Raw genomic sequence first — 25,855 nt, forward strand, 5'->3', positions numbered from 1 at the left:
TATCTTTGTATGAGTAGTTATTAGTAATGTATAAAACCCAACAATTTTTTTCCAATAAATACGTTACTTATGCGATTGGTTTAATCTTAATTTATGCCATCATAGACTTATTTATGCCACTCTCTTATACAACGGTTTACAACAGCTTACTTATTACAGTAGCCGTTTATTCTAGCTGCGTAATTACCCTACCTAGAGTCACTAAGTTTTTATTAGTCGACAAAAGTTTATATGTATTGCCTGTGATGCTATCACTTTACAGTATCGCGATTATTGCTATCGTTTTATTACGTATCGAATACTCTCGCCCTACTCTCATTTATGGATTTGCCGTAGTTCTATTCTGGCTACTGATAAGTGCACGATTTAACCACCAAAGCTCTATTTTAAAACTACAAGCTATCGATAATTTCACTCTTTCATCATTTAATAGCAACCAACATATCGATATTGAACCTATCAATTCACCTTATAATCTGAAACAAATTAAAGATGGTCTAGTAGTAAATTTACATAAATCACTAACTGCAGAGCAAGAGAAGTTTATTGCTGACTGCAGCATCAATAACAAGGTTGTTTACCACTCAGAAACGATTAAAGAGATGATCGAAGGCAAAGTGCAAACCACCCATCTATCAGAAAATGCGCTCAATGCTTTAAACACTAACCCTAGCTATCGCTTAATCAAACGTTTCATAGAAACAGGCCTAATACTATTAAGTCTCCCAATATTTTTACCATTAATGTTAATCATCAGCATCGCAATCAAACTAGAGAGTAAAGGTCCGGTTTTCTATACACAGAAACGAATAGGACAAGGCGGAAAAATATTCAAGATTTACAAACTAAGAAGTATGGAAGTCGGTTGCCCAAAGGCAGACTCTAAATTCGCCACCGAAGAACACGCAAGAGTGACCAATATTGGCCGATTTATCCGTAAAACCCGCATAGATGAAGTACCACAGTTTTTTAATGTAATAAAAGGTGAGATGGCCTTAATAGGACCAAGACCAGAGCAAGAAAGCTTTGTAAAAGCCTTTGAAGCAGATATCCCATTTTATGGTTACCGCCACATGGTAAAACCCGGCATTACAGGTTGGGCACAAACAGTACAAGGTTATACAGCAGATACCGATTCAACCCGTGAGAAGCTCGCACACGACCTCTACTACATCAAACACCTATCATTCTGGCTAGATGTAAACATATTCTTTAAAACGCTTAAAACCATGCTAACGGGGTTTGGGGCGAAATAAATATTATTGTAAGTAATTTTTAACGATGAATTCTTTTAATTTATCAACTTGATTATCAGGAATGTCTGAAAAGATCTTATCGTATAACTCTGTTTTACTATATGCTTTATTTTGTTTAGCATATTCCATAATTAACTTTTTAAGTTCATCAAAAGATTCTGCTACATCTCCATTTTTCCAATATTCATAATGATTAAGACACTCCCAGTCCATTAACGTTGCGTTGATAAATATCCCTTGAATATTTTTATTACATAACAAAAATTCAAAATATTGGCTACTAACATCTCCCATATAACAATCTGTATGTGGTATGTAGAATCCGTTGCATAACTTATCTGAATTAATATCAATCAAAATATTTGACGATTGACAATATTTATTTTCAATCGTTAGACCAAAGTATTTATCAAGTAAAATATGAGGGGCAAATATTAAATTATACTGGGGGTTATTAAAGAAAAAATTCAATATTTTTTCTCCAAACTTACTCCAAGAGCTTTGTCCTAAGCTATTGTCCCAATGGGGATTGTATAAAAAAGTAAATTGTTGTTTATTAAATAATTTTTCATTCTGAGTATTTAGTGCAAACCTATTAATTACATCTTTTTTTAAATAAGCATGTTTATATATTTGAGACGTCATAGGGAAATTACTTTCCTTCCGTAAACGACTAGCTAAAGAAAGAGACGGTGAAACAACTAAATCACAACTCCAATCTTTAAAGAATGGATTACCGTTAGAAATTATACCATGCAAACAAAAAACAAGTTTTGTTCCTGTCTCTTTTAGTACTTTTCCGCCTTTTAGTTCAGTGGTAAAAACTACTTCTTGTTTTGTAAAAAAATCAATATTACTCAAATAATGTCTGTTACCTGATTCAACTATAGAGCTCACCCCTCTAATATAACCATAAAAATGACGACAGACTTTCACCAGCCAACCTGAATTAAATGACTTAAAAAAAGAAACTAATACATGTTTTAATTTATGACTTATTTCAGGCTTTATAATATGGATTTTAGCTTTATTGGCCTTACAGTATATTTTCGAATAAAGCTCATAAAACACATCAATATGTTTTTCATCCGATGAATATAAAGTTACGTTAAATGATGAACTATTTAAAAAAGCATCAATTAAAGGAGCTATATGAGCGTGATGTTCATGAGCATCAGATATTTCAAAAGCAATATTTTTCATTTAAATTTCAAAAGATGATTTAGTGGGTAATATATGTTCAAAAGCAGCTTGAAGTTTAATTTTGCAAGAAATGAAATCTAATTCACATGCATCATTCAACGTCAAAACTTTTAAGTGTTGCTGAGTTATTTTTTTAGCAATAACATCAACATTTTCGTTAGAGATTTCATAATATTTATAAAATCGTCTAAAATTAATTGGATGAAAATCGCCTTTACAAAGCTGCCAATATCTAAATATATATTGATTTAAATCCGTTATACTTCTGAAGCGAGCATCAGCAGTTTCTAATAACGATACCTTTTCTAGTTTCCAAACTTCATCGAGTGTTTTTTTTAAATATGGGGTAGGCGCATGATGATCCATAAACCCAGTAAACTTAGGCCAAGCTAATAAAGCAATAGTTCTAAAAATAGTCGTACCATATTTATAGTTAAACCATTTGAGAGGGTGAGATAGAAAGACATCTTTCTTATAAAAATGCTTATTCAAAATATCTAAGTCATTCATTTTTATTTTAGAGAGGCCACCGGGAGATAATGCATTAAGGACAGCCGCATCTCGCGGTTTTCCTTTTTTAAAAAAGAATGTGCTATCTATAGGTGAAATTAAAAAAAAATCATCATTAAAATAAATAAACTTTTCTGATAAACCTTTAATACGATTAATAAATATTTCGATAGGATTTGCACTAAATACAGGTAAGTATTGATTAGGAATATAATCCTTATGTTTTACTATATTTAACTTAGGGTTGTTTACATCTAACCACTTAGGAATGTGTCCGTACGTTATGAAATGAATTTTTCTTACCCACGGAGCAAATTTCTCAATACCTCGAAACCAATATTTCATCATCCCCCAATCTCTATAACGCTCAGACCGAGCATCACATAAAGAGGAGTTTGTATTATATTTTTCAAATAAATTTTTCCATTCTGGATCACTTCCATCAACCCATGGAATAACAATATCTATATTAGAATGCATAATTTTATCTTATTTAAAGTAGAGCATAGAAAGACAGTAATAACAAAAATTAATAACGATCAATATACCTCTTCCGCAATGCATGCCAAGAACACAAATGCAATTTAATAAATCCTTTTTTATCTAACGTAATAATAAACGCTACTAGGCATTTTAAATAAAGATACATATTAAACTTGTATCTAATCAATTGGTTATCAAGACGATTTCTTTCACTCCAATTATAACCATATTTTTTTTTCATATGATTTGAAGATTCAATAATTTTTTCTATATGGGATAAAGAAATTCTGTCATATGCATGGCTAACATCCATAACATAGGTAATTTCTTTTATGCGTTCAGCTTCCCCTCCTCCCAATAACCTATACCAGCAGTCAAGGTCCTGCCATGCATGCATGGTTTCATCAAAACCTTTTATAACAATTAGATTTTTCGTATGGGTAAAAACTTGATTTCCAATATGGTTTGAATACAACAAATCTGATTGTGATATAAATCTCTTACGGCGACTTTTAGTGAAGCCACAGTGCGACTTAGTCATAAAATCAGAAAACAAACATATTGTATTGACTCTTTTGTCGCTCCAAGCATCAATAAACTTAGCAATACGATTATGCAAAAAGTAATCATCGTCATCCAAGCCTGTAATAAACTCACCAGAAGCAACTTTAATAGCTTTATTTCGAGAAAAACAAGCCCCTCTATTCTTACTATTTACATAGAACTTGAAATCTATAGATTTGTTATATTCATCATAATTAGATTCTAAGTATTCTTTCGTTCCATCTTGTGAGTTATCATCAATAACGATTAACTCTATATTTTGATACGTTTGATTGATGACGGATAAAATGGCTCTTTCTAGTAATTTTTTGCGATTAAATGTGACCAAATAAACTGATACTTTCATATACTCAACACTTTAAATAACTTTTAGTTCATTCAAAATTGGCTATAAAGAACATAAACTAACAATCAAATTCTATTTAATTCTATAATGTTTTCCAGTGAAAAAAGCCTTATATAAACTAAAAATGGATATTCTATTTTCTTGTTTAAAGAAAAACCTTTTTATAACACTAAGTAAATGTTTTATTAATAAGAACGTAGCTACAGGTTTTTTCCTATAATACCTTAATATTAAAGCCTGTTCATAACTCCTTTCTATCCGCCTAAATTTTTTAAGCTCTTTACTTTCTTTTTCCAAGCGAGATAGCGAATGAATAAATCCAGGAATAATATTTATCCGACTTGTTAATTTACTATAAAAAATTCGAAGAAAAAACGTAGTATCTACACCATAAAAATAAAACCTTTCATCAAAAACATTCCCATAGTTTTTTTTCATAAAAACCGCAAAGTCTCTGCCAATAACTAAACCACTACCTATTGATATCACTTTACTTTTGCCAGTTATATTTATACCAAAATAGTATGGTTTTTTCTGAATTTTAGGGTACACCACCTGATTTTTAAAACTTATAATTGGTAGAGAAATGCAAGTTACTTCAGACTTACACGATGCCAAAATATATGGAGCAGTTAAGTTTGAGTCATCGTCTAAAAAAATATACCTTTTTGCATCATAACAAGATAAAAATCTATTATAAATAACTGCCAAGGATTCATTATGTAATGTTTCTTCAAAAAAAACTTCGTACCCTAAGTTACGATAAAGAGCAACTTCAGTTTTTTTAAAACTTTTAGGACCATTATTCCAGATCACTAATTTCGCATTCAAATAATGAACAACAGAACTAAGTAAAGAATTAAGAGTTTTACTTTCATTTGGTTGATTGTTGTAAAGTAAAACTAAAATAGCAGTTTCAGTCATTTATTGTTACCTATGTTATATTTTAAAGCATAACCAAGTTGTTAAATTAGTTATTCTCCATACATGTATTACCATTAAAAGGTTATTAATAAAAAGGCTTAAAGAGATTGAAATTGCTGCCCCAAAGCTACCGTAATAAGGGATCAATATAGTAAGTAAAAATACATTTATACTTACCGTTATAATAACCGTTCTTAATGCTAAATTTTCATTACCAGTCATATTTAAAACTAAACCACTAGACCCCATTAAAAGTTTCATCGCTTGTCCGATACAAAGAATAATTAAAATAGGATAAGCAGCAAGATATTCATCGCCGAATAATAAACTAATAAAGAAGTCACCGAAAAAAACTAATGCTAAAATAATAGGCAGTGAAACAAGACAACTTAAACGTACACTTTTAGTTAATAACATTTGTGTCGCTTTTAAATTTCCCTCTTTATATAAACGCGCCACATTCGGCATAATAACCATGTTTATCGCAGATAACCCTAAAGATACTAATGTGACACCTTGCATTGCAACTTTAAAATAAGCCACTGATTCAATGTCTCCCCAAAACCCTAAAAAAACACTTGCTAATTCAGTATTGAGCGTTCCGATAAAAGCAATCAACGTAAACGGTAATAAAGCTTTATGCCATGTTTTAATGACATAGTTAGTAGTCGCATTATGTAATGTTACTAACAGTTTCTTTCTAATCAAAAAAGCACTAATGATAAATGCAGAAAAAGCAGATAAAAGAGAAAGGTAAAGCAAGCTGTAGGCAGTAAGTTCACCATAAAAAGAAACACTGCAAGACAAAATAACGAGTGTCATTAATGGAGCAAAAATTTGGGTAGGTAATTGCGCGAAGATAGGTTTTCTAAATCCATTAAACACTGCGCCTTGTTGTGCTAATAGGCCTTTAATTGGAATTAAGAAAATGGCTATCCAAAGCAAGTCAGATAGAGAAGACTCAAAGAAATTAAAATATAAAGCACCACTCATTATTAGCATCACTGTCAAAGAAATACTTAATACATAAATACGAGACCAATTAATAACGCCTTTTAATAATCCCCACTTTTCCTCTAAATGAAAATTCGCAATTTCTCTAACCAATAAGTTGGGTAAGCCTGCAACAGCAGGTAAAGTAGCCATAGCAACAATAGACAAAACAAAGCTATATAAACCAAACTGCTCAGGACCAAGATAACGCGCGTAAATAATGCCTAAGACCATCGCCAAGCAACGACTAATAATCATGACCCCTGCTGTACCAGTAAACTTTCTATAGAGAGAAGTTGGCTCGCTCATTTTTATACATCCGTGCTGACAAAGCGTTTATTACATAAAAAGAAAAATTCCGCTTTAAAGGAGTAAATACGCTTTTAAAAACTAATCGGCTTACGTGGTTTCTTCGCCTTAGGCGCGTTGTTACTTTCCACGGGCTCAAATGAGGCTTGATAGTCTGATTGGGATTCGGCTTGTTGCTCTGTTACAGCAGACTCTTCTACAAACTCATAATCTTGTGTTTCACCGGCTAGGGCAATTTGTAGGTATTGTTCGTTGAAATAAATTAAATCACCGGCGTAGATTTTTTTTCGCTTTTGCGTTTCTACTTCGCCGTTTAATGAGACATATCCTTCTGCGATAGCTTGTTTAGCTTCGCCGCCACCAGAGACTAGGTTAGCGATTTTTAATATTTTATACAGAGCAGTTGGCTCTTCGCGAATTTCGATTAAGGTCGCGTAGATCTCTTGTTCATCGGACATGTTTTATTCTCATTTATAATACCAAGCATACTTATTTCATATCCTTGGTATAATTTATTGGTTGTTATACCTATCGCGCTCATTCACTGATTTATGTCTCTGTGAGCATAACTATTACTTACCTGTCAGGCTGTGATCCCAATCTTTCCAGACCACTTCATAGCCTTGTGCTTTTACTAGGTTTGCCATGGTTGCTGGTGAGCGCTCATCGCTTATTTCAAATTGCTCTAGTGCTTTATCTGCTTGTTCAGCATAACCGCCGGGCTGTGTACTTGAGCCTGCACTTAGCGATGTAATGCCTAACGGTAATACATGATTTCTGAAATGTTCAGATTCACGAGTGGATAACGATAACTCAACTTCAGGATTAAACAAACGATAAGCACAAATTAATTGCACGAGTTGTCTATCATCCATCACGGATTTGATTTCCATGCCACCTTCACAAGGACGCAAACGAGGGAAAGAGATAGTATAACGTGTTTGCCAGTATTTTTTCTCTAGGTAGTTTAAGTGTGCTGCCACATAAAAACAATCTGTTCGCCACTCTTCCAAGCCAATTAAACTACCTAATCCCATTTTATGGATGCCAGCCTTACCGAGTCTGTCATGCGTGTTGAGACGATAGATAAAATCTGATTTTTTACCTTTTAGATGATGCTCCGCATAAGTGATCGGATTATAGGTTTCTTGATAGACCAATACGGCATTCACGCCATATTCAATCAGTTCACTATATTCATCTTGATCAAGGGGCTGTACTTCTATGGTAATGTTGGCAAAGTACTTTTTAATGATAGGCAAAGCTTGTTTGAAATAATCGATACCTACTTTACGCTCAGATTCTCCGGTCACAATTAAGATATGATCAAAGCCCATTTTTTTAATAGCGATACATTCATTCTCAATCTCTTGCATGTCGAGTGTTTTACGACGCAATGCGTTATGCATAGAGAAGCCACAGTAAGTACAAATATTGCTGCACATATTCGACAAATACAGTGGGATATAAAACTGCTGTGTTTTGCCAAACCGCTGTAAAGTTAACTGTTGAGATTTTTGTGCCATTTGCTCTAAGAAAGGCGCAGCTGCGGGGCTGATTAACGCTTTAAAATCTTCTAAGTCTAAACGTGACTTAGATAATGCGCGCTGTACATCTGATGCTGTTTTAGCATAAATCGACAAACGTACATCATCCCATTGATACTCTTTTATTTTATCGCTGAAATTCACAGGCTCGCCTCTAAGAATGCGGTTAATGGGCTCGATGCAACGGCTTCTGTACTTTGCCCGCCTAACCCTGCTAGATAAGCTTGGCGGCCTGCTTGCACTGCGTTAGCGAAAGCTTGACTCATGGCGATCGGGTTTCCTGCAACCGCAATGGCGGTATTTACTAGTACAGCATCAGCGCCCATCTCCATGGCTAAAGCCGCATGGGAAGGACTACCTAACCCTGCATCAACAATCACAGGTACATTAGCTTGCTCGATAATGATCTCAAGGAACTCAGCGGTTTTGATGCCTTTATTAGAGCCAATAGGCGCGCCTAATGGCATGACTGCAGCACAGCCAGCGGTTTCTAAGTGTTTACATAATACTGGATCTGCATGTACATAAGGCAAGACGATAAAGCCCTTATTTGCCAATGCTTCGGCTGCTTTTAAGGTTTCGATCGGATCTGGTAAGAGATATTTAGGATCTGGATGAATTTCTAATTTCACCCAATTAGTTTGTAAAGCTTCACGAGCTAACTCTGCAGCAAATACCGCTTCTTTGGCATTACGAGCACCAGAGGTATTGGGTAATAAATTCATGCCATTTTTAATTAAAGGTGCAAGAATATCATCATCTTTATGCTGCATATCAACACGCTTTAGTGCCATGGTCACCAGTTCTGATTTTGATGCTTTTAACGCAGCGACCATAGTTTGTTGGTCATTAAATTTACCCGTACCGGTAAACAAACGAGAATGAAAATGTTTATCACCGATAATCAGTTGATCTTGTTGTTTCATTTCTTCAAATAACATAGTTACCCACCTGCAATAGCTTGAAACAGAGAGATATTATCTCCCTCATTGATATTATATTGCGTCCATTCTGAACGGCTAATCACCTGCATATTCACAGCGACTGCGCTGCCTATTAATGGTTTTTCTAAATGCACTAATAATTGCTCAAGATTCATTGAGTTTGGCAATATTAATGCTTGTTCATTCACTTGTATTTTCATTTAGGCTTGTCCGCATACAGGGCATTGAGGGTCTTTATTAATGGCGAAGGTTTGCCAATCTAAGGATTTTCCATCAAACAGTTTTAATTTATTTTTAATGCCGGAAGGTAAACCAACAAAGTATTTAATCGCTTCTAAAGCTTGCAAAGTACCGATAGTGCCAACTACGGGCCCGATAATGCCAGAATTACTGCAATTCAGCGTTTGCTCTTCAGAGCTCGGGAATAAACAGTGATAACAAGGAGACTCAGCTTGGCTATGGTCAAAGAACATCAGCTGCCCTTCTAAACGAATAGCTGCCCCTACAATAAGTGGGACTTTAGCCTCAACACAGGCTTTGTTGATCATCTGTCTCGTTGCAATATTATCAGTACAATCTAAAACGAGATCGGCCATGGTTAGTTCCATACTTAACTGCTGTTCAGGCATCTGCTTATTAATGCTACGCACTTTAATATCGGAATTTAGCTGTTGGAGACGTTGTTTCGTGACTTCTACTTTTGGCTCACCAATATCACTGCTTTGATAGGTTATTTGACGCTGTAAATTACTTACTTCAATCTCGTCAAAGTCATTCAATACTAAATGGCCAATACCCGCTGCGGCTAAATATAGAGCAGCCGGTGAGCCTAATCCACCCATTCCGATAATCAATACTTTTGCTTGTTTTAGTTTATGTTGCCCTGATTCCCCCACTTCCTCCAAAAGTAGATGGCGGCTATAACGAAGTAATTCATTATCACTTAACATTGACACTTCCTTGGCTCATGACTTGATTAAATTGATTAATTACTTGTTGTGGATCGTCGGCTTTGGTTATCGCTGTAACAACTGCAATACTACCCACACCACACTGCCATACTGCCGGTGCTCGCTCTAAATTAATGCCGCCAATAGCCACTGTAGGTGTGTTAGATAATAGCGCTGCATATTTTGCTAAGCGTTCTAAACCTTGTGGATCCGATGGCATATCTTTAGTTTGTGTTGGGAAAATATGGCCTAACGCAATGTAACTTGGTTTAAGCTGCTGTGCGCGTAATAGCTCATAATAACCGTGAGTACTCAGTCCAAGGCGTAAACCTGCATCCGCAATTAGGGGTAAATCCGCAACATCCATATCTTCTTGCCCAAGATGGACACCATAAGCTTGATGTTTGATCGCTAATTGCCAATAGTCATTAATAAATAACCTTGCTTGGTAAGCCTTACCTAAGGCAATCGCATCAATAATCTGTTGTTCGACTTGATCGTCATGTTTATCTTTTATACGCAGCTGTAAGGTTTTTACGCCCATTTTTAATAATCGCTCAATCCACTCTACCGAGTCAACGACAGGGTAAAGACCTAGTTGATTGGTATCGCAAGATGTAAAGCCCGGGCCTGCTTCTAAACGCCCAGGTAAATCTAATTCATAACCGATACTAGACTCTGGTAGCACAATCTCAGGAAAATCTTGATGGTTTGTTGGCCAACCACAATGTGCTACAGCCCCTTCACCAGCACCAAGTGCTTTAGAGGCTTTCAAACCTTGGTTAAGGTAAGCTTTTGCAATCACTAATGCGTCTTCAATAAAGTAATCTAATGCCATAGCGCCTGCTATCGCACTGGCTAACGTGCAACCTGTACCATGGGTATGAACATCCGTTAAACGCGGGCTGGTTAGGGCAATTTCTCTTGTGCCATCGCTCCAATAATCTAAGGCAACGTTATCCACCAGCTCAAAATGACCACCTTTGATTAACACACTGCCACAACCCATATCAATTAGCTTATCTACAGCGGGTTTAAAGGATTCGCCAGAAATTAAAGCATGACCAGATAAAGTTAAGACTTCATTCGCATTAGGCGTTAAAAGGTCTATTTGAGGCAATAATTGTGTTTTGATGACCTCATTAATCCCCTCTTCTGCCATTTCATCACCTGTCGATGCAACTGCCACAGGGTCATAAATAACAAACGGCTTACGTGTCCAAGTTTGTTTATATAAAGCTAGCTGTTGAGCAAGAATGTTGACATGCTCAACACTTGCTAATAGGCCAATTTTAATCACTTTAGCGGGCATATCTTCCGCTAAACTAGCTAATTGTTGTGTGAACATTTTTTCAGAAACACTTTCAACAAGCTGCACTGCTTGTGAGTTTTGCGCAGTGACCGCTGATATCACAGAGCAACCATCGGCACCCAGATCATGAAACGTACAAAGATCTGCTTGAATACCAGCTCCAGCGCTAGAGTCCGATCCGGCGATTGTCCACACTATATTATTCATATTTAACCTTTAACTTATCCTAGTTATTCGTGACTAGCCGAAACTAACCATTTATATTTATTGAATATTGTACGAAAATTAGCACGAAGAGGTTTAGTTTAATTCAGTAGAAAGTGCATAACTATTAAGCATCAATTAGCACTTTCTAGGAGAGTTAAGTTAAACCTCTCAGCAACTAAGCTTTATCGAGAACAGGTGGCTGATATATCTCAGCACCACTGTCAGTAAACTCTTTCGCTTTAATTGCCATTCCTTCTTCTGCGGACATGGTAATTGTTTCATCTAATATTTTTATTGAAATTTCACCTGAATCTAACTTAGCTGTAAAATCTCGAACATCTTGGGTGATTTTCATTGAACAGAATTTAGGACCACACATTGAACAAAAATGTGCAACTTTACCTGACTCCTGCGGTAACGTTTCATCATGATATTCACGGGATGTAACAGGGTCTAAACCTAAATTAAATTGATCTTCCCAGCGGAATTCAAAACGCGCTTTAGATAAGGCATTATCACGGATTTGTGCGCCGGGATGACCTTTCGCTAAATCAGCGGCATGCGCTGCAATTTTATAAGTGATCAACCCTACTTTTACATCGTCTTTATTGGGTAAACCTAAATGCTCTTTAGGTGTCACATAACAAAGCATTGCACAGCCATACCAGCCAATTTGGGCGGCACCAATACCAGAAGTAATATGATCGTAACTCGGTGCAATATCTGTAGTGAGCGGGCCTAATGTATAAAAAGGTGCTTCGAAACATTCAGTTAACTGTTTATCCATATTTTCTTTGATCATTTGCATTGGAATATGCCCCGGACCTTCGATGATCACTTGCACATCGTATTCCCATGCTACTTTAGTTAATTCGCCTAGCACTTCTAATTCTGAGAACTGTGCTTCATCATTAGCATCAGCAACAGACCCTGGACGTAAACCATCACCTAGTGATAATGACACATCGTATTGCTGACAAATTTCACAAATTTCACGGAAGTATTCGTAAGCAAAGTTTTCTTTATGGTAAGTCAAACACCACTTAGCCATGATTGAACCTCCGCGTGAAACGATGCCTGTGACGCGCTTAGCCGTCATCGGCACAAAACGTAACAACACGCCAGCATGAATGGTAAAGTAATCCACACCTTGCTCTGCTTGCTCAATTAACGTGTCACGGAAAACTTCCCATGATAAATCTTCAACCACGCCATTTACTTTTTCTAAAGCTTGATAAATCGGCACCGTACCTATTGGCACAGGGGAATTACGTAAAATCCATTCGCGAGTTTCATGAATATTACGCCCTGTTGATAAATCCATTACCGTATCACCGCCCCAAAGCGTCGACCAAACTAACTTCTCCACTTCTTCCTCAATGGATGAAGTTACTGAAGAGTTTCCAATATTAGAGTTTACTTTTACTAAGAAATTACGACCAATAATCATCGGCTCTAATTCTGGATGGTTAATGTTTGATGGAATAATCGCACGCCCTCTCGCCACTTCAGAACGCACAAACTCAGGCGTGATTGATTCTTGTAAGTTAGCACCGTAACTTTGGCCTGCATGCTGTGACAGTAACGCTTCGCATTTAATACGCTCACGACCTTGGTTTTCACGAATAGCAATATATTCCATTTCTGGCGTGATAATCCCCTGACGAGCATAATGTAATTGCGTCACACATTGACCTTTTTTAGCGCGTAAAGGTTTAGGTAAATGTGTAAAACGTAATTCATTTAATGACTCATCCGCTAAACGCTCTAGCGCAAAGTTAGAAGTCACACTCTCTAAAGTTTCCACATCATCACGTGCACTAATCCAAGCTTCACGTAAACGTGGTAAACCGCTATGCACATCTATTTTAATATTAGGGTCAGTATATGGACCTGACGTATCGTATACAGGAATAGGTTCATTCTTTTCAAAAATTGGGTTTTCTTCAGAGCCGCCTACAAAGGTATCAGTTTGGTGGATTTGACGCATCGCAACTTTAATCGGATGAATTTCACCATCAATAAAGATTTTTTCTGAATTAGGATAAGACTGATTATTCAAACTTTGAATATAGTCCTGCGCAGCTTCACGTGATTCACGACGGGAAAGACCTTTACGATCTGTGGTTTTTAATGTTGAATTTACTTCTTGAGACATAGCATTCTTTACCTAGTTTAATATAAACGGTTTATAAAAGATTGCTTGTCGAATAGATGTGGAAGTTAAAAAATATCCAAGAATGGAAAATATACAGATATCTTCTACTTGTTCCCTTCGTAGGTATTAGCCCAATCAGGTTCCACGGATCCCACGCAACTGCTTTTTAAACACAGTTACTTATGTGGTCTCAGCCTTTGGGAAATTCCCATTAGCACTCCGACAAGATGCATCGAGTATAGAAGAAAAAGCTGGGGAATTAAACAGAAGAAATAATTTATTGAGATGAGATAACTTTATCAACAGCCACAAAAAAGCCCTAATGACTTTCATCATTAGGGCTCGAACTTTCAAAGATTGTTAAGAAATATTATTTCTTAGCAGCTTCTTTTTCAGCTTTTACTTTTTCGACTTACTTTGGGTATTGGGCATCAGCTACTGCTGAAGGACAAGGCATGAACTTTTTGAACTCCATAGAGAACTGACCACGGCCTGAAGTCATTGTACGTAGTGAACTGAAGATGATGTGCCCAAACGCTTTTGCTAACTTAACTTTTGTTAACTTCTTAAGGCCACAAAAAAGCCCTAATGACTTTCATCATTAGGGCTCGAACTTTCAAAGATTGCTAAGAAATATTATTTCTTAGCAGCTTCTTTTTCAGCTTTTACTTTTTCGATTACTGCATCAGCTACTGCTGAAGGACAAGGCATGTAGTTTTTGAACTCCATAGAGAACTGACCACGGCCTGAAGTCATTGTACGTAGTGAACCAATGTAACCAAACATTTCTGAAAGAGGTACGTCAGCTTTAATACGAACACCAGAAGCACCAGCTTCTTGACCAGCAATCATACCACGACGACGGCTAAGGTCACCGATAACGTCACCAACGTGATCGTCTGGCGTGAATACGTCAACAGACATAACAGGCTCTAGAAGTTGAGCACCCGCTTTAGGGATAGATTGACGGAATGCACCACGTGCTGCTAATTCAAATGCTACTGCAGATGAATCCACGGCGTGGAAACCACCATCGAATAATTCAACTTCAACATCTAATACAGGGAAACCAGCAAGTACACCGTTATCCATCATGCCTTCGAAACCTTTCTCGATTGCAGGGAAGAATTCTTTAGGTACGTTACCACCAACAACAGTAGATGTGAACGTAAAGCCAGTACCAGCTTCACCAGGCTTGATACGGTAATCAATTTTACCGAACTGACCAGAACCACCAGATTGTTTCTTGTGAGTGTAAGAATCTTCAACTGCTTGTGTGATTGTTTCACGGTAAGCAACTTGAGGTTCACCTACAACTAACTCAACACCGTAAGTACGTTTTAGGATATCTACTTTGATATCTAAGTGAAGTTCACCCATACCAGATAGGATAGTTTCACCTGAATCTTGGTCTGTTTCAACACGGAATGTTGGATCTTCTGCAACCATTTTACCGATAGCGATACCCATTTTCTCAGTAGAACCTTTATCTTTTGGTGTTACAGAGATAGAGATTACTGGTTCTGGGAATACCATTGCTTCAAGAATGATTGGATTTTTTGGATCACATAATGTGTGACCAGTTTGAACGTTAGACTTCATACCAACGATAGCGATGATATCACCCGCTTGTGCTGAAGTAAGTTCGTTACGGTCATCAGCTTGCATTTCACACATACGACCAACACGCTCAGTTTTACCTGTTGCAGCGTTAAGGATTGTGTCACCTTTCTTAAGAGTACCTGAGTAGATACGTACGAAAGTAAGAGAACCAAAACGGTCATCAGTGATTTTGAATGCTAATGCTTTAAATGTTTCGTCAGCAGAAACAGTTGCTACTTCGCCAGTTGGTTCACCTTCTTCATCTGTAAGAGGTTGTGGATCAACATCTGTAGGACAAGGTAAGTAATCAACAACAGCATCAAGGATAAGTTGAACACCTTTGTTTTTAAATGCAGAACCACAGTAAGTAGGGAAGAAGTCCATTGTACGAGTACCAGCACGGATACAACGCTTAACGTCTTCAATAGAAGGTTCAGTACCTTCTTCTAAGTATTCCATTAGTAGGTCTTCGTCTTGCTCTAGCGCAGTTTCGATTAACTTTTCACGGTACTCTTCTACTTTATCAACCATGTCCGCAGGAACATCTTGGATTTCATAGTTTTCTGGAAGACCAGAATCATCCCAAACGTATGCTTTACGGCTTAATAGATCAACAACACCAGAGAAGTCATCTTCAATACCGATCGGTAATACCATAACTAGTGGGTTAGCACCTAATACGTCTTCAGTTTGCTTAACAACACGGTAGAAATCAGCACCCATACGGTCTAATTTGTTTACGAAGATGATACGAGCAACTTTAGAGTCATTCGCGTAGCGCCAGTTAGTTTCTGACTGAGGCTCAACACCACCAGAACCACAGAATACACCGATACCACCATCAAGTACTTTAAGAGAACGATATACTTCAACTGTGAAGTCAACGTGTCCAGGAGTATCGATAACGTTAAAACGGTGATCGTCCCAGAAACAAGTTACAGCAGCAGATTGGATAGTAATACCGCGCTCAGCTTCCTGTTCCATGAAGTCAGTTGTAGATTCGCCGTCATGTACTTCACCAGTTTTGTGGATCTGGCCAGTAAGTTTCAAGATACGTTCTGTAGTTGTGGTTTTACCCGCATCAACGTGCGCGAAAATACCAATGTTTCTGTATTTACTTAAATCTGTCATTTTTTATACTCTGTATGTAAAAAATTGGAGGCTATATTCCCGCGGCATTATACAATCTTTGTAGTTAAACAGAACACAGTATTTAGAAAAAAGCGGAAATATGTTGTTTTTTTCTACTTTATTTTGTCATATTTTCTGAAAAACGCGAAAAAAAACCTAAACACTGTTATTTAAAACAGTATTTAGTCGCAAAATTAAGCAGTTCATGTGATCAGTGCAATAGAAAACAACAACGAAAAAACAAAAGTACTGATTGCCATATTTTTTAACTGTTCATTAAAAATTACACTCTCATTTTCAGAGCCATTCAAAGCAATGGAGATTTGCGTACAACTTTTAATTAATGGACTAACAATTAATAAAAATAGGAATTGCCAAAATTGACTACCTGGTAAAGTATAAATATACACAGCGCTGCACATCATCGCAGCAATTAGAATTGATAGATGATAAACAAATGCTTTTTTGCGTCCAAATAAAACCACTAAAGTAATTTTATTGGCCGCTTTATCGTTTACTAGATCACGCATATTATTAATATTTAATACTGCCGCGCTTAACAGGCCAATACTAACAGCGGGCAATAGGATAGCGTGCGGTAATGTTAAGGCTTGTAAATAAAAGCTACCTAACACACCTAATAAACCAAAAAATAGAAATACAGCAATATCACCCATGGCACGATATCCATAGGGGATCTTACCCATGGTATAAGTAATTGCCGCGATAATGGCCGCGATACCTAAGCCGATAAAAGCCAACCAATGAGAAAGGTCATCACCAAAAGATCGCACCAATAAAAATAAACCAGAAAGAAGACAAGCAAAGGTGACAAATATAAGTGCTTTTTGCATTGCGGTTCTGCTAATAAGTCCGCTTTGCATCATTCTTTGAGGCCCTACTCTTTGTTCATCAGCACCAGTCAATGCATCACCATAATCATTCGCTAGATTGGATAAGACCTGTAATAACAAAGCCGTTAATAAAGATAATAGAAAAATCCCCATATCAAAAACCTGATAGTGCTTAGCAAGTCCACCAGCAACAATAATAGAAGAGGCAGCCAAAGGCAGAGTACGTAAACGGCAGGCTTGAACCCAAACTTGGAATTTGTTCACTAAATAATCCTATATGAATAAAACGCTAAACGATGATATTTATCAATAACAATACAGCGGTGATGGTTAAGATAGTGTTATATAAATGTTGATTAACCAACAATAGTTGTAACGCACTAATGCCTAAATTTAAGCAATTTCAACAACAATTAATACAGGAACTACAATCGTTTCGTTTTGATCATGGACAATACCCATCGCAAAACTTAATCATTGTCATTGAGCCCATTCCACTATTAGCGTTACTTAATGGCCAACAAGACACCATACACAATAACGAAGGCTTATACCCTCATATCTATTGGCAAAATAAAGAACACACGCATACGCTGGCTAGCTTTGGTAGTATTGAAACGCTAAATCATATCCCCGATACACTTAACCAACAACTTTATTTAGGTGGGCTAGCCTTCCAACAACAAGGCGAACAATGGAAAGACTTTCCTGCAACATACTTTATTCGTCCATTAATGGTTATTCAAATAATAGAGAATCAGTATCAAGTGGTGTTTCATTTCAATGGTAAGAATAGCGTTGATAATAGTATTAAGACAGTCAAAAAACTACAGTCACCGCAACCAACTTCACTCCTTTCACTTACACAGATAAACAGGAAAGATGCGCCCAATCAACAGCAATGGTCTGAATTGGTTGGGTTAGCAATAGAATACAAAGCACTGCTTCCTAAAGTGGTGTTATCCAGAGAAACTGAGTTATGTTTTGATTGCAAAATCAACGTTTGGGATATTATGGCCTTATGGCAAGAAGCGAACATTAATAGTTTTCATTATGTATTTAAGCTCTCAGATCAACGCAGCTTTATTAGTTGTTCACCAGAACGCTTATACTCACGAAACCATCAATCTATTTCTACCGAAGCGTTAGCTGGTACAGCCCCCAGGGGGCGCAGCAATGATGAAGATCAACTTTTATTGCAAGGGTTATTACATGACAAAAAAATAGATCGAGAGAATCATATCGTACAAGAATTTATTGTTGCGAGTTTAAAACAATTAAAAGCACAGGTAGTCAGTTCCCCTGTCCATGTGATGCAATTACAGAATGTGCAACATTTATGTGTTCCGATCAAAGCAAGCCTTCCCAAACAAGTACAAGATAGTCAACTACTACATAAATTACACCCAACACCAGCGGTCGGGGGTATTCCCAAATCATCCGCACTGCAATTTATCAATGATAATGAGCCTTATGTGAGGGGTTGGTATGCTGGAGCAGTTGGCTATATTAGCCGACATAAAAGTGATTTCAGTGTTGCAATCAGAAGTGCTTTGATTGAAAAAAATTGCATTAAGCTATTTGCTGGAGCTGGCATTGTCACAGGATCAATTGCCAGTGACGAGTGGCGAGAACTCGATAATAAAATAGAGACGATTTTAACTATTCTAAATAGTCGATAAGGAATAGATACAGGAGATTTACAGATGGATGCAGACAACTATAATTCGTTTTCATATTATCATGCAAATATTAACTTGTTATGGGCAAGCTTGTTAATAGAAGAACTGACTCGTCACGGCATTAAAGATTTTTGTATTGCACCAGGCTCTAGATCGACCCCTTTAACATTAGCAGTAGCAAATCACGCAAAAACGATACCTCATGTTCATTTTGATGAAAGAGGGTTAGGCTTCTTTGCGCTTGGTCTATGTAAAGCATCCGCTAAACCTGTTGTAATAATTACTACCTCAGGTACCGCAGTTGCAAACTTATACCCAGCAATAATAGAAGCAAGACAAAGCCACTTACCATTAATTATTCTTTCAGCCGACAGACCACCGGAACTAATTGACTGCGCGGCTAATCAAGCGATAGAACAACAGCATATTTTTGCTCATTATCCAGTTTTTTTTAAACAGATACCTAGTCCGACCACCGAAATTCAACCTAATTATTTATTATCGTCACTAAATCAAGGGGTTGCTTTGCAAGAGATGAATCAAGGTCCTATTCATTTTAATATCAGCTTTACAGAGCCACTTTACCCTAAGCAAGAGTTGATCAATTTTAAGGATTATTTAAGTAGTTTAAAGTATTGGACTGAACAAGTTGATCCATTCATTTATTATCACCAAACAGAATCTATTACTTTATCCAGCCCTATTAATTTACCGAGCCCAAAAACATTAGTTATAGCGGGAAGGCTACAGAACAAACAACAAGCTCTAGCCATTGAGCAATTTTGTATTCAACATCAACTGCCACTTTTCGCTGATGTACAGTCTCAACTGCAAGATTCAGAACAGAATATCCTTCACTATGATCTATTATTAATGAATCAAACATTTTCTGATTTGATACAAGAATCTGCGCTGATCATACAATTTTCTGACCAGCTAATTAGCAAACGACTTACTCAATTAATTGATAACAGTACGGCATCGCTTTGGGTCGTATCAGAGCACCAGCAAAGAATTGATCCTACTCACAGTGCTACTCAGCGTTTTATTACTTCGGCCAGTACTTTCGTTTGTTCCGTGGAGCAACAGAGTCACCCAGATCAAGACTGGTTAAGTAAAATAGTTAATATACAGAAAAAGCTCAACACAACATTAACAACCTATACTCATTCGCCAGGTCTTAATGAAATTAACAGTATCACTTATCTGCTCAATGATTCATCCAAGCAAATTATGCTTGGTAACAGCCTTGTTATCCGTATTGCAGATATGTTCGCTTGCACAGCTGCACAAATTTATAGTAATCGAGGAGCAAGCGGCATTGATGGTTTAATAGCGACAGCGGTAGGTATCGCTAAACAAAAAAATACGGTAAGTAGCTTAGTCATTGGTGATACTTCATTCCTATATGACTTAAACTCTCTAGCCCTGTTCAAGCAACTAAATAACCCTTTTATCATATTATTATTGAATAATGATGGAGGTGGGATCTTTAATCTATTACCAGTGCCAGCAGCACAGCAACAGCAGTTTTATCAAAATCCGCATGGTCTGACCTTTGCTCAAACTTGCGCACAATTTTCCATCAATTATACAAAACCTAGAACATTTTCTGAATTTAAAGCACACTATCAAACAGCATTAATGAATAACACGCAAAATTGCACTACCCTGATCGAGGTTTGTACCGATAACACACTAACAGCACGACAATTAGACACTATCAAGGAGCAGATAAAAAATGCCATTATATAGTGAACAGCAAGGTTCAACGTCTCACCCTACGTTAGTTTTTTTACATGGATTTTTAGGCAACCGTAACGATTGGCAAAGCACCATCGAAGCACTCAAAGATGATTATCATTGTGTCACCATAGATTTACCAGGCCATGGCCGATCCGCAGGCTGTGTGATTTCACTAGAAAACGGCTTCGAAAACTGCCACCAATTAATACAATTCACCCTCGCAACATTAAATATCCACTCTTTTATATTAATTGGTTACTCCCTAGGCGGACGCATCGCCTTAGATTATGCACGCACGCAGGCAGACCAACGTTTACAGCACCTGGTATTAGAGTCTTGTCATCTAGGCTTAGACAACGAGCAAGAAAAACAACAACGACGACAATTTGATCTAGAGTGGGCATCACACTTTGCAACCAATGCCATCGATGAAAGCTTAATGCAATGGTACTCACAGCCTATTTTTAATGACCTTAATGACATTCAAAAACAATTCATTATTGAGAAACGCAGTCATAACTACGGTGTATTTCTAGCTAATATGTTGTTATCAACCAGTTTAGCGAATCAACAATGTGCCAGTCACTTTTTAAAAAAAACCGATTTACCCATTACTTATTTATATGGTGAAAAAGACACTAAATTTGCGCGGGTCGCCGCATTATTTCCAACACTTAAAAATATTAAAATCCGCTGTTTTACTGGTCTAGGTCATAATACACACCAACAAGACCCCTTAAACTATGCCAATACGATTAAGCAACTCGCTAACTAACCGCTTAATTTCGATAATGACATAAATAATGGGAGCACTATGACTGAATCAGCGCTGTATTCGACAATACAATGGCAAGTAAGCCCTTTAACTTTTGAAGATATCTATTATCACAAAGCAGAAGGCATCGCTAAAATCACCATCAACCGCCCACAAGTACGGAATGCATTTAGACCACAAACCGTCAACGAAATGATGCAAGCATTACAAGATGCACGTTATGACTCGGACATTGGTGTGGTCATTCTTACTGGCCAAGGAGACCTCGCATTCTGCTCTGGTGGAGACCAAAGTGTACGCGGTGATTCAGGTTACAAAGATCAACAAGGAGGCCATCACCTCAATGTATTAGACTTCCAACGCCAAATCCGTACCTGCCCTAAACCTATTATTGCTATGGTGGCAGGTTATGCTGTTGGTGGTGGACACGTATTACATATGATGTGTGACTTAACCATTGCTGCGGATAATGCTCAATTTGGTCAAACGGGTCCGAAAGTCGGTTCCTTTGACGGTGGCTGGGGTGCAAGTTATATGGCTCGCATTGTAGGGCAGAAAAAAGCACGAGAAATTTGGTTTCTTTGTCGTATGTATGATGCACAAGAAGCCGTTGATATGGGATTAGTAAATACCGTCGTACCGCTCATTGAATTAGAAAAAGAAACGGTTAAATGGTGTCGTGAGATATTACAAAATAGTCCAATGGCATTACGCTGTCTAAAAGCAGCCTTGAATGCAGACTGTGACGGCCAAGCAGGCTTACAAGAGTTAGCAGGTAATGCAACAATGCTTTTTTATATGAGTGAAGAAGGACAAGAAGGCAGAAACGCCTTTAATGAAAAACGTAAGCCTGATTTTAGTCAATATTCAAGAAATCCATAACCAAAAGCATGACTTCAAACGACAGTCTAAGCACACAATCTAAAATCACCAAACATCCATTAATATTGACTGCTACAATAAATTAATAATAGCAGTCACATTAATTAAGTGTTCTCTATAAAAGCATTTCATAAAGTCTTAATTTATCGCATCATAGTCGGCTACATAAAACATAAGCATTGATTCAATGTATTGCTTTGATTTAAATAAAGGAAAATCACATGGTACTAGTAGGCAAGCAAGCCCCTGATTTTACTGCGGCTGCAGTATTAGGTAATGGCGACATTGTAGATAAATTTAATCTGAAAGATTTTGCTAACGGTAAAAAAGTAGTGCTTTTCTTCTACCCATTAGACTTCACCTTTGTATGCCCTTCTGAATTGATCGCATTTGATAAACGTTTTGGAGATTTCCAAGCACGTGGTGTTGAAGTAATTGGTGTATCTATCGATTCACAATTTTCTCATCATGCATGGCGTAACACACCTATCAATAATGGCGGAATCGGAGCAGTCCAATACCCGCTTGTAGCAGATATTAAACATGAAATTTGTAAAGCATATGATGTAGAACTAGAAGAGGAAGGTGTCGCATTACGTGGTTCTTTCTTAATCGATAATCAAGGCAAAGTGCGCCATCAAGTAGTAAACGACCTACCTTTAGGCCGTAACATAGATGAAATGCTACGCATGGTAGATGCATTGCAATTCCATGAAGAACACGGAGAAGTTTGCCCCGCACAATGGGCGAAAGATAAAGCCGCTATGGAAGCCTCACCTGAGGGTGTTGCTAAATATCTTGCTAGTCATTCTGACGATTTGTAACCATCAACAGTAAGTCAATATAACATGGCCTGTGAAAGGCCATTTAACATATAACTACCATTAATATTTATTTTAATGATGAGTAATATGCCGCTAAGTCTTCAATATCTTGATCACTCAATGACGTAGCTTGTGGTACCATCACTGCCGATAAACCACCTTGACGCTGCCCCGCCTTATAAGCGTTCAAGGCAGATACAAGATACCCCTCATGTTGCCCTTGCAAATTAGGGTAAACAGGGACATTAGAAATACCATTAGCCCCATGGCAAGCGGCACAAGTTGCAGACTTTGCTTTCCCCGCTTCAATGTCACCTGCGAAGGTTGATAAAGGAAATGCTATTAATACTAAACCTAGTATTTTGATATTCATATAAGCTCCATTGAGAAATAATCACCGTATAATTCAAAATCCTATGATACCAAGCAAATAGGCAATATGATCTGCATTTTCCCATAAATTATGATTTAACAGCTAAGTCATTCAACACAGAGATTTTATGGGAAACAATATATTCAGAATCATATAATTAGCTATCGACTAATTTAATTCATTTTAATAATATTATTAAAGCGATAATGTAATCTAAAAGTCGATACATCGTTTAATAAAAACAATGAGTAAAGTAATGCGTATACCCTATCAACAACTTGATGAAACCACGTTAAGTAATTTAATTGAACAGTATATTTTGCGAGAAGGGACTGATTATGGCGAAGTAGAGTTTTCATTACAGGAAAAGACACTACAGATTTTAAAGCAAGTCAAGAATGAGGACATTTATATTATGTACTCAGAGTTACATGAAAGTGTTACCTTAGTGAGCAAAGAGGCATTTTCACAGGCCCAAACTGATTAATAATAAAACAGATCAATTGCTAATTTTGTATCGACTAGTCCATAATCTGAATATTAGTTAAAAAAATGCGCTTATTTATGACAAAGATCTAATTAATTACACAACTAATACTCATAAATATTACAGAGTATGAAAAAAAAACGATACAATTCATACATAACTAAAATGAATTAGTGAATAAATAACAAGAAGTAGCGGTTAAGCTATTACTACAGACAAAGGGAAATTTATGATCATTACCAAACCTCAGACCGATCCAACGTTAGAATGGTTTTTATCACACTGCCATACGCATAAATACCCAGCTAAAAGTATGTTAATTCACGCAGGTGAAAAAGCTGATACTTTATATTTTATTGTTAAAGGTTCTGTTGCAGTTGTTATTAAAGACGAAGACGGAAAAGAGATGATTCTATCTTACTTAAACCAAGGTGACTTTATCGGTGAGCTAGGTTTATTTGATAAAGAAGAGAATCCAATTCGTAGTGCTTCAGTTAAAGCTAAATCAGCTTGTGAAGTAGCAGAGATCTCATACAAAAAATTCACACAGCTAATTACAGTAAACCCTGAAATTCTGATGCGTCTTTCTCGTCAAATGGCGAACAGACTGCAAGTGACTAGCCAAAAAGTGGGTAACTTAGCATTCTTAGACGTAACAGGTCGTATTGCAAATACATTACTAGACTTAGCAAAACAACCAGATGCAATGACTCACCCAGACGGCATGCAGATTAAAATCACTCGTCAAGAGATTGGTCAAATAGTAGGTTGTTCACGTGAAACTGTTGGCCGTATTTTAAAAATGCTAGAAGAACAAGGCTTAATCTCTGCACACGGTAAAACAATCGTAGTATTTGGTACTCGTTAATCAGCTCTACATAAACGATTCTAAATAGTATAAAAATAAAAACCGCTTAATTGCGGTTTTTTTATATCTAAAAACTCTCCTAATTATCCATCACAACAGACAGCAACTAGACTAAATGCCTCATAACACAGCAAAGGTAACAAATATATTCGTTAGAAAGCATCAGAAGGCTCTATAGCATTAATAAGATCCATCAATAGGACATACAACTCCTAATGCTAATAATCGGTGTAATTTGATATTACGGAAGCAGAGAGAATTAGACGGCAGCATGATGTTTTAAGGGCTACACATTTGATATTGATCAGTTTTGCTCATTGGAGTTAAAACAAACAACACAATTAGCGAGAGCAATTAAGCACAGCTTAATAACTGGGGGGAGGCTTTAGCCTGCAGTTTTTATGTTGATTAAACCGGAAAAGTAGTTGTAATCATCGAGTAAAGTTTGATGTAAATAAGCTTAGTAATAAGTGAGCTTTCTGGTTACATGAGCAAAAGAGGTCTGCAGTTTCTTTTTTCAACCTACTTGTTTGAGGCTTCGGCTTTTGATCTACTCAATGCCATGTTGGATCGTTTATTCCTAGGGGCTAATCGTCGAATACAATGATTAACTGCGATTAACCAATCAACACTTCATAAGTAACCCGAAATCAACACAAACAACTGCAGGCTGAAGCCAGCGCCCCTTAAAAGATGTGTCGTCAATTGATATATAAATAACGATAAACTCAGATATAGTCGAATTTTAGACATAAGAATACCTTCTCGATGTTAATCAACAGGGTTCGTTTAATGAGTTGCTTGGCGATGGAAAGTCGTCGCAGCGCTCCTCCGATCGTGGGCCATCGCTGTCGCGGATCCACCAGGGCACGCGGAGCTTAGCCCGCTCATAAACCGATACTGGCGTATCATTCGCCCCTAGCTA

General features: G+C 37.1%; 23 protein-coding genes and 1 riboswitch. Of the genes, 8 read left to right on the forward strand and 15 right to left on the reverse strand.

The window, feature by feature from the left end; all coding sequences use genetic code 11:
- Positions 1–26: 26 nt before the first annotated feature.
- The gene (locus tag OW492_RS08930; protein WP_290039604.1) at positions 27–1,256 is read left to right on the forward strand and encodes a sugar transferase; all 1,230 of its coding nucleotides are present in this window, start codon (positions 27–29) and stop codon (positions 1,254–1,256) included.
- A gap of 3 nt (positions 1,257–1,259) precedes the next feature.
- Here the strand turns inward: OW492_RS08930 and OW492_RS08935 are convergent, their stop codons facing one another.
- The 14 genes from OW492_RS08935 to menA all read right to left on the reverse strand — a co-directional run bounded on the left by OW492_RS08935 (position 1,260) and on the right by menA (position 17,557).
- Positions 1,260–2,459, reverse strand: coding sequence for a hypothetical protein (locus OW492_RS08935; RefSeq protein ID WP_290039605.1), 1,200 nt, complete (start codon positions 2,457–2,459; stop codon positions 1,260–1,262).
- A complete protein-coding gene (locus tag OW492_RS08940; protein WP_290039606.1) occupies positions 2,460–3,449 on the reverse strand; it encodes a Stealth CR1 domain-containing protein in 990 nt (329 codons plus the stop codon).
- A gap of 49 nt (positions 3,450–3,498) precedes the next feature.
- Positions 3,499–4,362 (reverse strand): glycosyltransferase family 2 protein, encoded by an 864-nt coding sequence (locus OW492_RS08945; protein ID WP_290039607.1) that lies wholly within the window; start codon positions 4,360–4,362, stop codon positions 3,499–3,501.
- Between the two features lie 72 nt (positions 4,363–4,434).
- The gene (locus OW492_RS08950) at positions 4,435–5,286 is read right to left on the reverse strand and encodes a hypothetical protein (RefSeq protein ID WP_290039608.1); all 852 of its coding nucleotides are present in this window, start codon (positions 5,284–5,286) and stop codon (positions 4,435–4,437) included.
- A gap of 15 nt (positions 5,287–5,301) precedes the next feature.
- On the reverse strand, positions 5,302–6,588 hold the full coding sequence (locus OW492_RS08955) for a flippase (protein ID WP_290039609.1): 1,287 nt from the start codon (positions 6,586–6,588) through the stop codon (positions 5,302–5,304).
- 74 nt (positions 6,589–6,662) lie between these two features.
- A complete protein-coding gene (locus tag OW492_RS08960; RefSeq protein WP_290039610.1) occupies positions 6,663–7,046 on the reverse strand; it encodes an RNA-binding S4 domain-containing protein in 384 nt (127 codons plus the stop codon).
- A gap of 114 nt (positions 7,047–7,160) precedes the next feature.
- The gene (gene thiH / locus OW492_RS08965) at positions 7,161–8,279 is read right to left on the reverse strand and encodes a 2-iminoacetate synthase ThiH (protein WP_290039611.1); all 1,119 of its coding nucleotides are present in this window, start codon (positions 8,277–8,279) and stop codon (positions 7,161–7,163) included.
- Entirely contained in the window at positions 8,276–9,076 is an 801-nt protein-coding gene (locus tag OW492_RS08970) for a thiazole synthase (protein ID WP_290039612.1), read from the reverse strand. The genes thiH and OW492_RS08970 overlap by 4 nt, the downstream gene beginning before the upstream one ends.
- Before the next feature lie 2 nt (positions 9,077–9,078).
- A complete protein-coding gene (thiS, locus tag OW492_RS08975; protein ID WP_290039613.1) occupies positions 9,079–9,279 on the reverse strand; it encodes a sulfur carrier protein ThiS in 201 nt (66 codons plus the stop codon).
- The gene (moeB, locus tag OW492_RS08980) at positions 9,280–10,029 is read right to left on the reverse strand and encodes a molybdopterin-synthase adenylyltransferase MoeB (protein WP_290039614.1); all 750 of its coding nucleotides are present in this window, start codon (positions 10,027–10,029) and stop codon (positions 9,280–9,282) included.
- Positions 10,019–11,548, reverse strand: coding sequence for a thiamine phosphate synthase (gene thiE, locus OW492_RS08985; RefSeq protein ID WP_290039615.1), 1,530 nt, complete (start codon positions 11,546–11,548; stop codon positions 10,019–10,021). The genes moeB and thiE overlap by 11 nt, the downstream gene beginning before the upstream one ends.
- 175 nt (positions 11,549–11,723) lie before the next feature.
- On the reverse strand, positions 11,724–13,706 hold the full coding sequence (thiC, locus tag OW492_RS08990) for a phosphomethylpyrimidine synthase ThiC (RefSeq protein ID WP_290039616.1): 1,983 nt from the start codon (positions 13,704–13,706) through the stop codon (positions 11,724–11,726).
- 95 nt (positions 13,707–13,801) lie between these two features.
- A riboswitch (TPP riboswitch) is annotated at positions 13,802–13,938 on the reverse strand.
- A gap of 404 nt (positions 13,939–14,342) precedes the next feature.
- Positions 14,343–16,439, reverse strand: coding sequence for an elongation factor G (gene fusA, locus OW492_RS08995; protein ID WP_290039617.1), 2,097 nt, complete (start codon positions 16,437–16,439; stop codon positions 14,343–14,345).
- A gap of 203 nt (positions 16,440–16,642) precedes the next feature.
- Positions 16,643–17,557, reverse strand: coding sequence for a 1,4-dihydroxy-2-naphthoate octaprenyltransferase (menA, locus tag OW492_RS09000; protein ID WP_290039618.1), 915 nt, complete (start codon positions 17,555–17,557; stop codon positions 16,643–16,645).
- Positions 17,558–17,676: 119 nt separating this feature from the next.
- On the opposite strand from menA, the gene OW492_RS09005 reads away from it, so the two are divergent.
- The 5 genes from OW492_RS09005 to OW492_RS09025 all read left to right on the forward strand — a co-directional run bounded on the left by OW492_RS09005 (position 17,677) and on the right by OW492_RS09025 (position 23,202).
- The gene (locus OW492_RS09005) at positions 17,677–18,975 is read left to right on the forward strand and encodes an isochorismate synthase (RefSeq protein WP_290039619.1); all 1,299 of its coding nucleotides are present in this window, start codon (positions 17,677–17,679) and stop codon (positions 18,973–18,975) included.
- A 24-nt stretch (positions 18,976–18,999) separates the two neighbouring features.
- Entirely contained in the window at positions 19,000–20,730 is a 1,731-nt protein-coding gene (gene menD, locus OW492_RS09010; protein ID WP_290039620.1) for a 2-succinyl-5-enolpyruvyl-6-hydroxy-3-cyclohexene-1-carboxylic-acid synthase, read from the forward strand.
- Positions 20,717–21,496: a 2-succinyl-6-hydroxy-2,4-cyclohexadiene-1-carboxylate synthase gene (gene menH / locus OW492_RS09015; RefSeq protein ID WP_290039621.1), complete on the forward strand. Its 780-nt coding sequence runs from the start codon at positions 20,717–20,719 to the stop codon at positions 21,494–21,496. Before menD ends, menH begins: the two co-directional genes overlap by 14 nt.
- Before the next feature lie 39 nt (positions 21,497–21,535).
- Positions 21,536–22,378, forward strand: a complete 843-nt coding sequence (gene menB, locus OW492_RS09020; RefSeq protein ID WP_290039622.1) for a 1,4-dihydroxy-2-naphthoyl-CoA synthase — start codon at positions 21,536–21,538, stop codon at positions 22,376–22,378.
- Positions 22,379–22,599: 221 nt separating this feature from the next.
- A complete protein-coding gene (locus OW492_RS09025; RefSeq protein WP_290039623.1) occupies positions 22,600–23,202 on the forward strand; it encodes a peroxiredoxin C in 603 nt (200 codons plus the stop codon).
- Positions 23,203–23,269: 67 nt separating this feature from the next.
- On the opposite strand, the gene OW492_RS09030 is transcribed toward OW492_RS09025, so the two are convergent.
- Positions 23,270–23,575, reverse strand: coding sequence for a cytochrome c (locus OW492_RS09030; protein ID WP_290039624.1), 306 nt, complete (start codon positions 23,573–23,575; stop codon positions 23,270–23,272).
- A gap of 256 nt (positions 23,576–23,831) precedes the next feature.
- On the opposite strand from OW492_RS09030, the gene OW492_RS09035 reads away from it, so the two are divergent.
- Both OW492_RS09035 and crp read left to right on the forward strand, forming a co-directional pair.
- Entirely contained in the window at positions 23,832–24,062 is a 231-nt protein-coding gene (locus OW492_RS09035) for a YheU family protein (protein ID WP_290039625.1), read from the forward strand.
- A gap of 229 nt (positions 24,063–24,291) precedes the next feature.
- The gene (crp, locus tag OW492_RS09040) at positions 24,292–24,930 is read left to right on the forward strand and encodes a cAMP-activated global transcriptional regulator CRP (RefSeq protein WP_025565472.1); all 639 of its coding nucleotides are present in this window, start codon (positions 24,292–24,294) and stop codon (positions 24,928–24,930) included.
- Positions 24,931–25,855 lie beyond the last annotated feature (925 nt).

This window comes from Psychromonas sp. 14N.309.X.WAT.B.A12 (genome assembly GCF_030397575.1).
Classification (GTDB): Bacteria; Pseudomonadota; Gammaproteobacteria; order Enterobacterales; family Psychromonadaceae; genus Psychromonas.

Coding starts and splice junctions, on each gene's coding strand:
- menB (WP_290039622.1), top strand. CDS start 21,536: ATGACTGAATCAGCGCTGTATTCGACAATACAATGGCAAGTAAGCCCT.
- thiS (WP_290039613.1), bottom strand. CDS start 9,279: ATGAAAATACAAGTGAATGAACAAGCATTAATATTGCCAAACTCAATG.
- OW492_RS09025 (WP_290039623.1), top strand. CDS start 22,600: ATGGTACTAGTAGGCAAGCAAGCCCCTGATTTTACTGCGGCTGCAGTA.
- OW492_RS08955 (WP_290039609.1), bottom strand. CDS start 6,588: ATGAGCGAGCCAACTTCTCTCTATAGAAAGTTTACTGGTACAGCAGGG.
- OW492_RS08970 (WP_290039612.1), bottom strand. CDS start 9,076: ATGTTATTTGAAGAAATGAAACAACAAGATCAACTGATTATCGGTGAT.
- OW492_RS08960 (WP_290039610.1), bottom strand. CDS start 7,046: ATGTCCGATGAACAAGAGATCTACGCGACCTTAATCGAAATTCGCGAA.
- menH (WP_290039621.1), top strand. CDS start 20,717: ATGCCATTATATAGTGAACAGCAAGGTTCAACGTCTCACCCTACGTTA.
- thiC (WP_290039616.1), bottom strand. CDS start 13,706: ATGTCTCAAGAAGTAAATTCAACATTAAAAACCACAGATCGTAAAGGT.
- OW492_RS08945 (WP_290039607.1), bottom strand. CDS start 4,362: ATGAAAGTATCAGTTTATTTGGTCACATTTAATCGCAAAAAATTACTA.
- crp (WP_025565472.1), top strand. CDS start 24,292: ATGATCATTACCAAACCTCAGACCGATCCAACGTTAGAATGGTTTTTA.
- thiE (WP_290039615.1), bottom strand. CDS start 11,548: ATGAATAATATAGTGTGGACAATCGCCGGATCGGACTCTAGCGCTGGA.
- menD (WP_290039620.1), top strand. CDS start 19,000: ATGGATGCAGACAACTATAATTCGTTTTCATATTATCATGCAAATATT.
- OW492_RS08935 (WP_290039605.1), bottom strand. CDS start 2,459: ATGAAAAATATTGCTTTTGAAATATCTGATGCTCATGAACATCACGCT.
- OW492_RS08950 (WP_290039608.1), bottom strand. CDS start 5,286: ATGACTGAAACTGCTATTTTAGTTTTACTTTACAACAATCAACCAAAT.
- OW492_RS09005 (WP_290039619.1), top strand. CDS start 17,677: ATGCCTAAATTTAAGCAATTTCAACAACAATTAATACAGGAACTACAA.
- OW492_RS08930 (WP_290039604.1), top strand. CDS start 27: ATGTATAAAACCCAACAATTTTTTTCCAATAAATACGTTACTTATGCG.
- moeB (WP_290039614.1), bottom strand. CDS start 10,029: ATGTTAAGTGATAATGAATTACTTCGTTATAGCCGCCATCTACTTTTG.
- OW492_RS09035 (WP_290039625.1), top strand. CDS start 23,832: ATGCGTATACCCTATCAACAACTTGATGAAACCACGTTAAGTAATTTA.
- OW492_RS08940 (WP_290039606.1), bottom strand. CDS start 3,449: ATGCATTCTAATATAGATATTGTTATTCCATGGGTTGATGGAAGTGAT.
- OW492_RS09030 (WP_290039624.1), bottom strand. CDS start 23,575: ATGAATATCAAAATACTAGGTTTAGTATTAATAGCATTTCCTTTATCA.
- fusA (WP_290039617.1), bottom strand. CDS start 16,439: ATGACAGATTTAAGTAAATACAGAAACATTGGTATTTTCGCGCACGTT.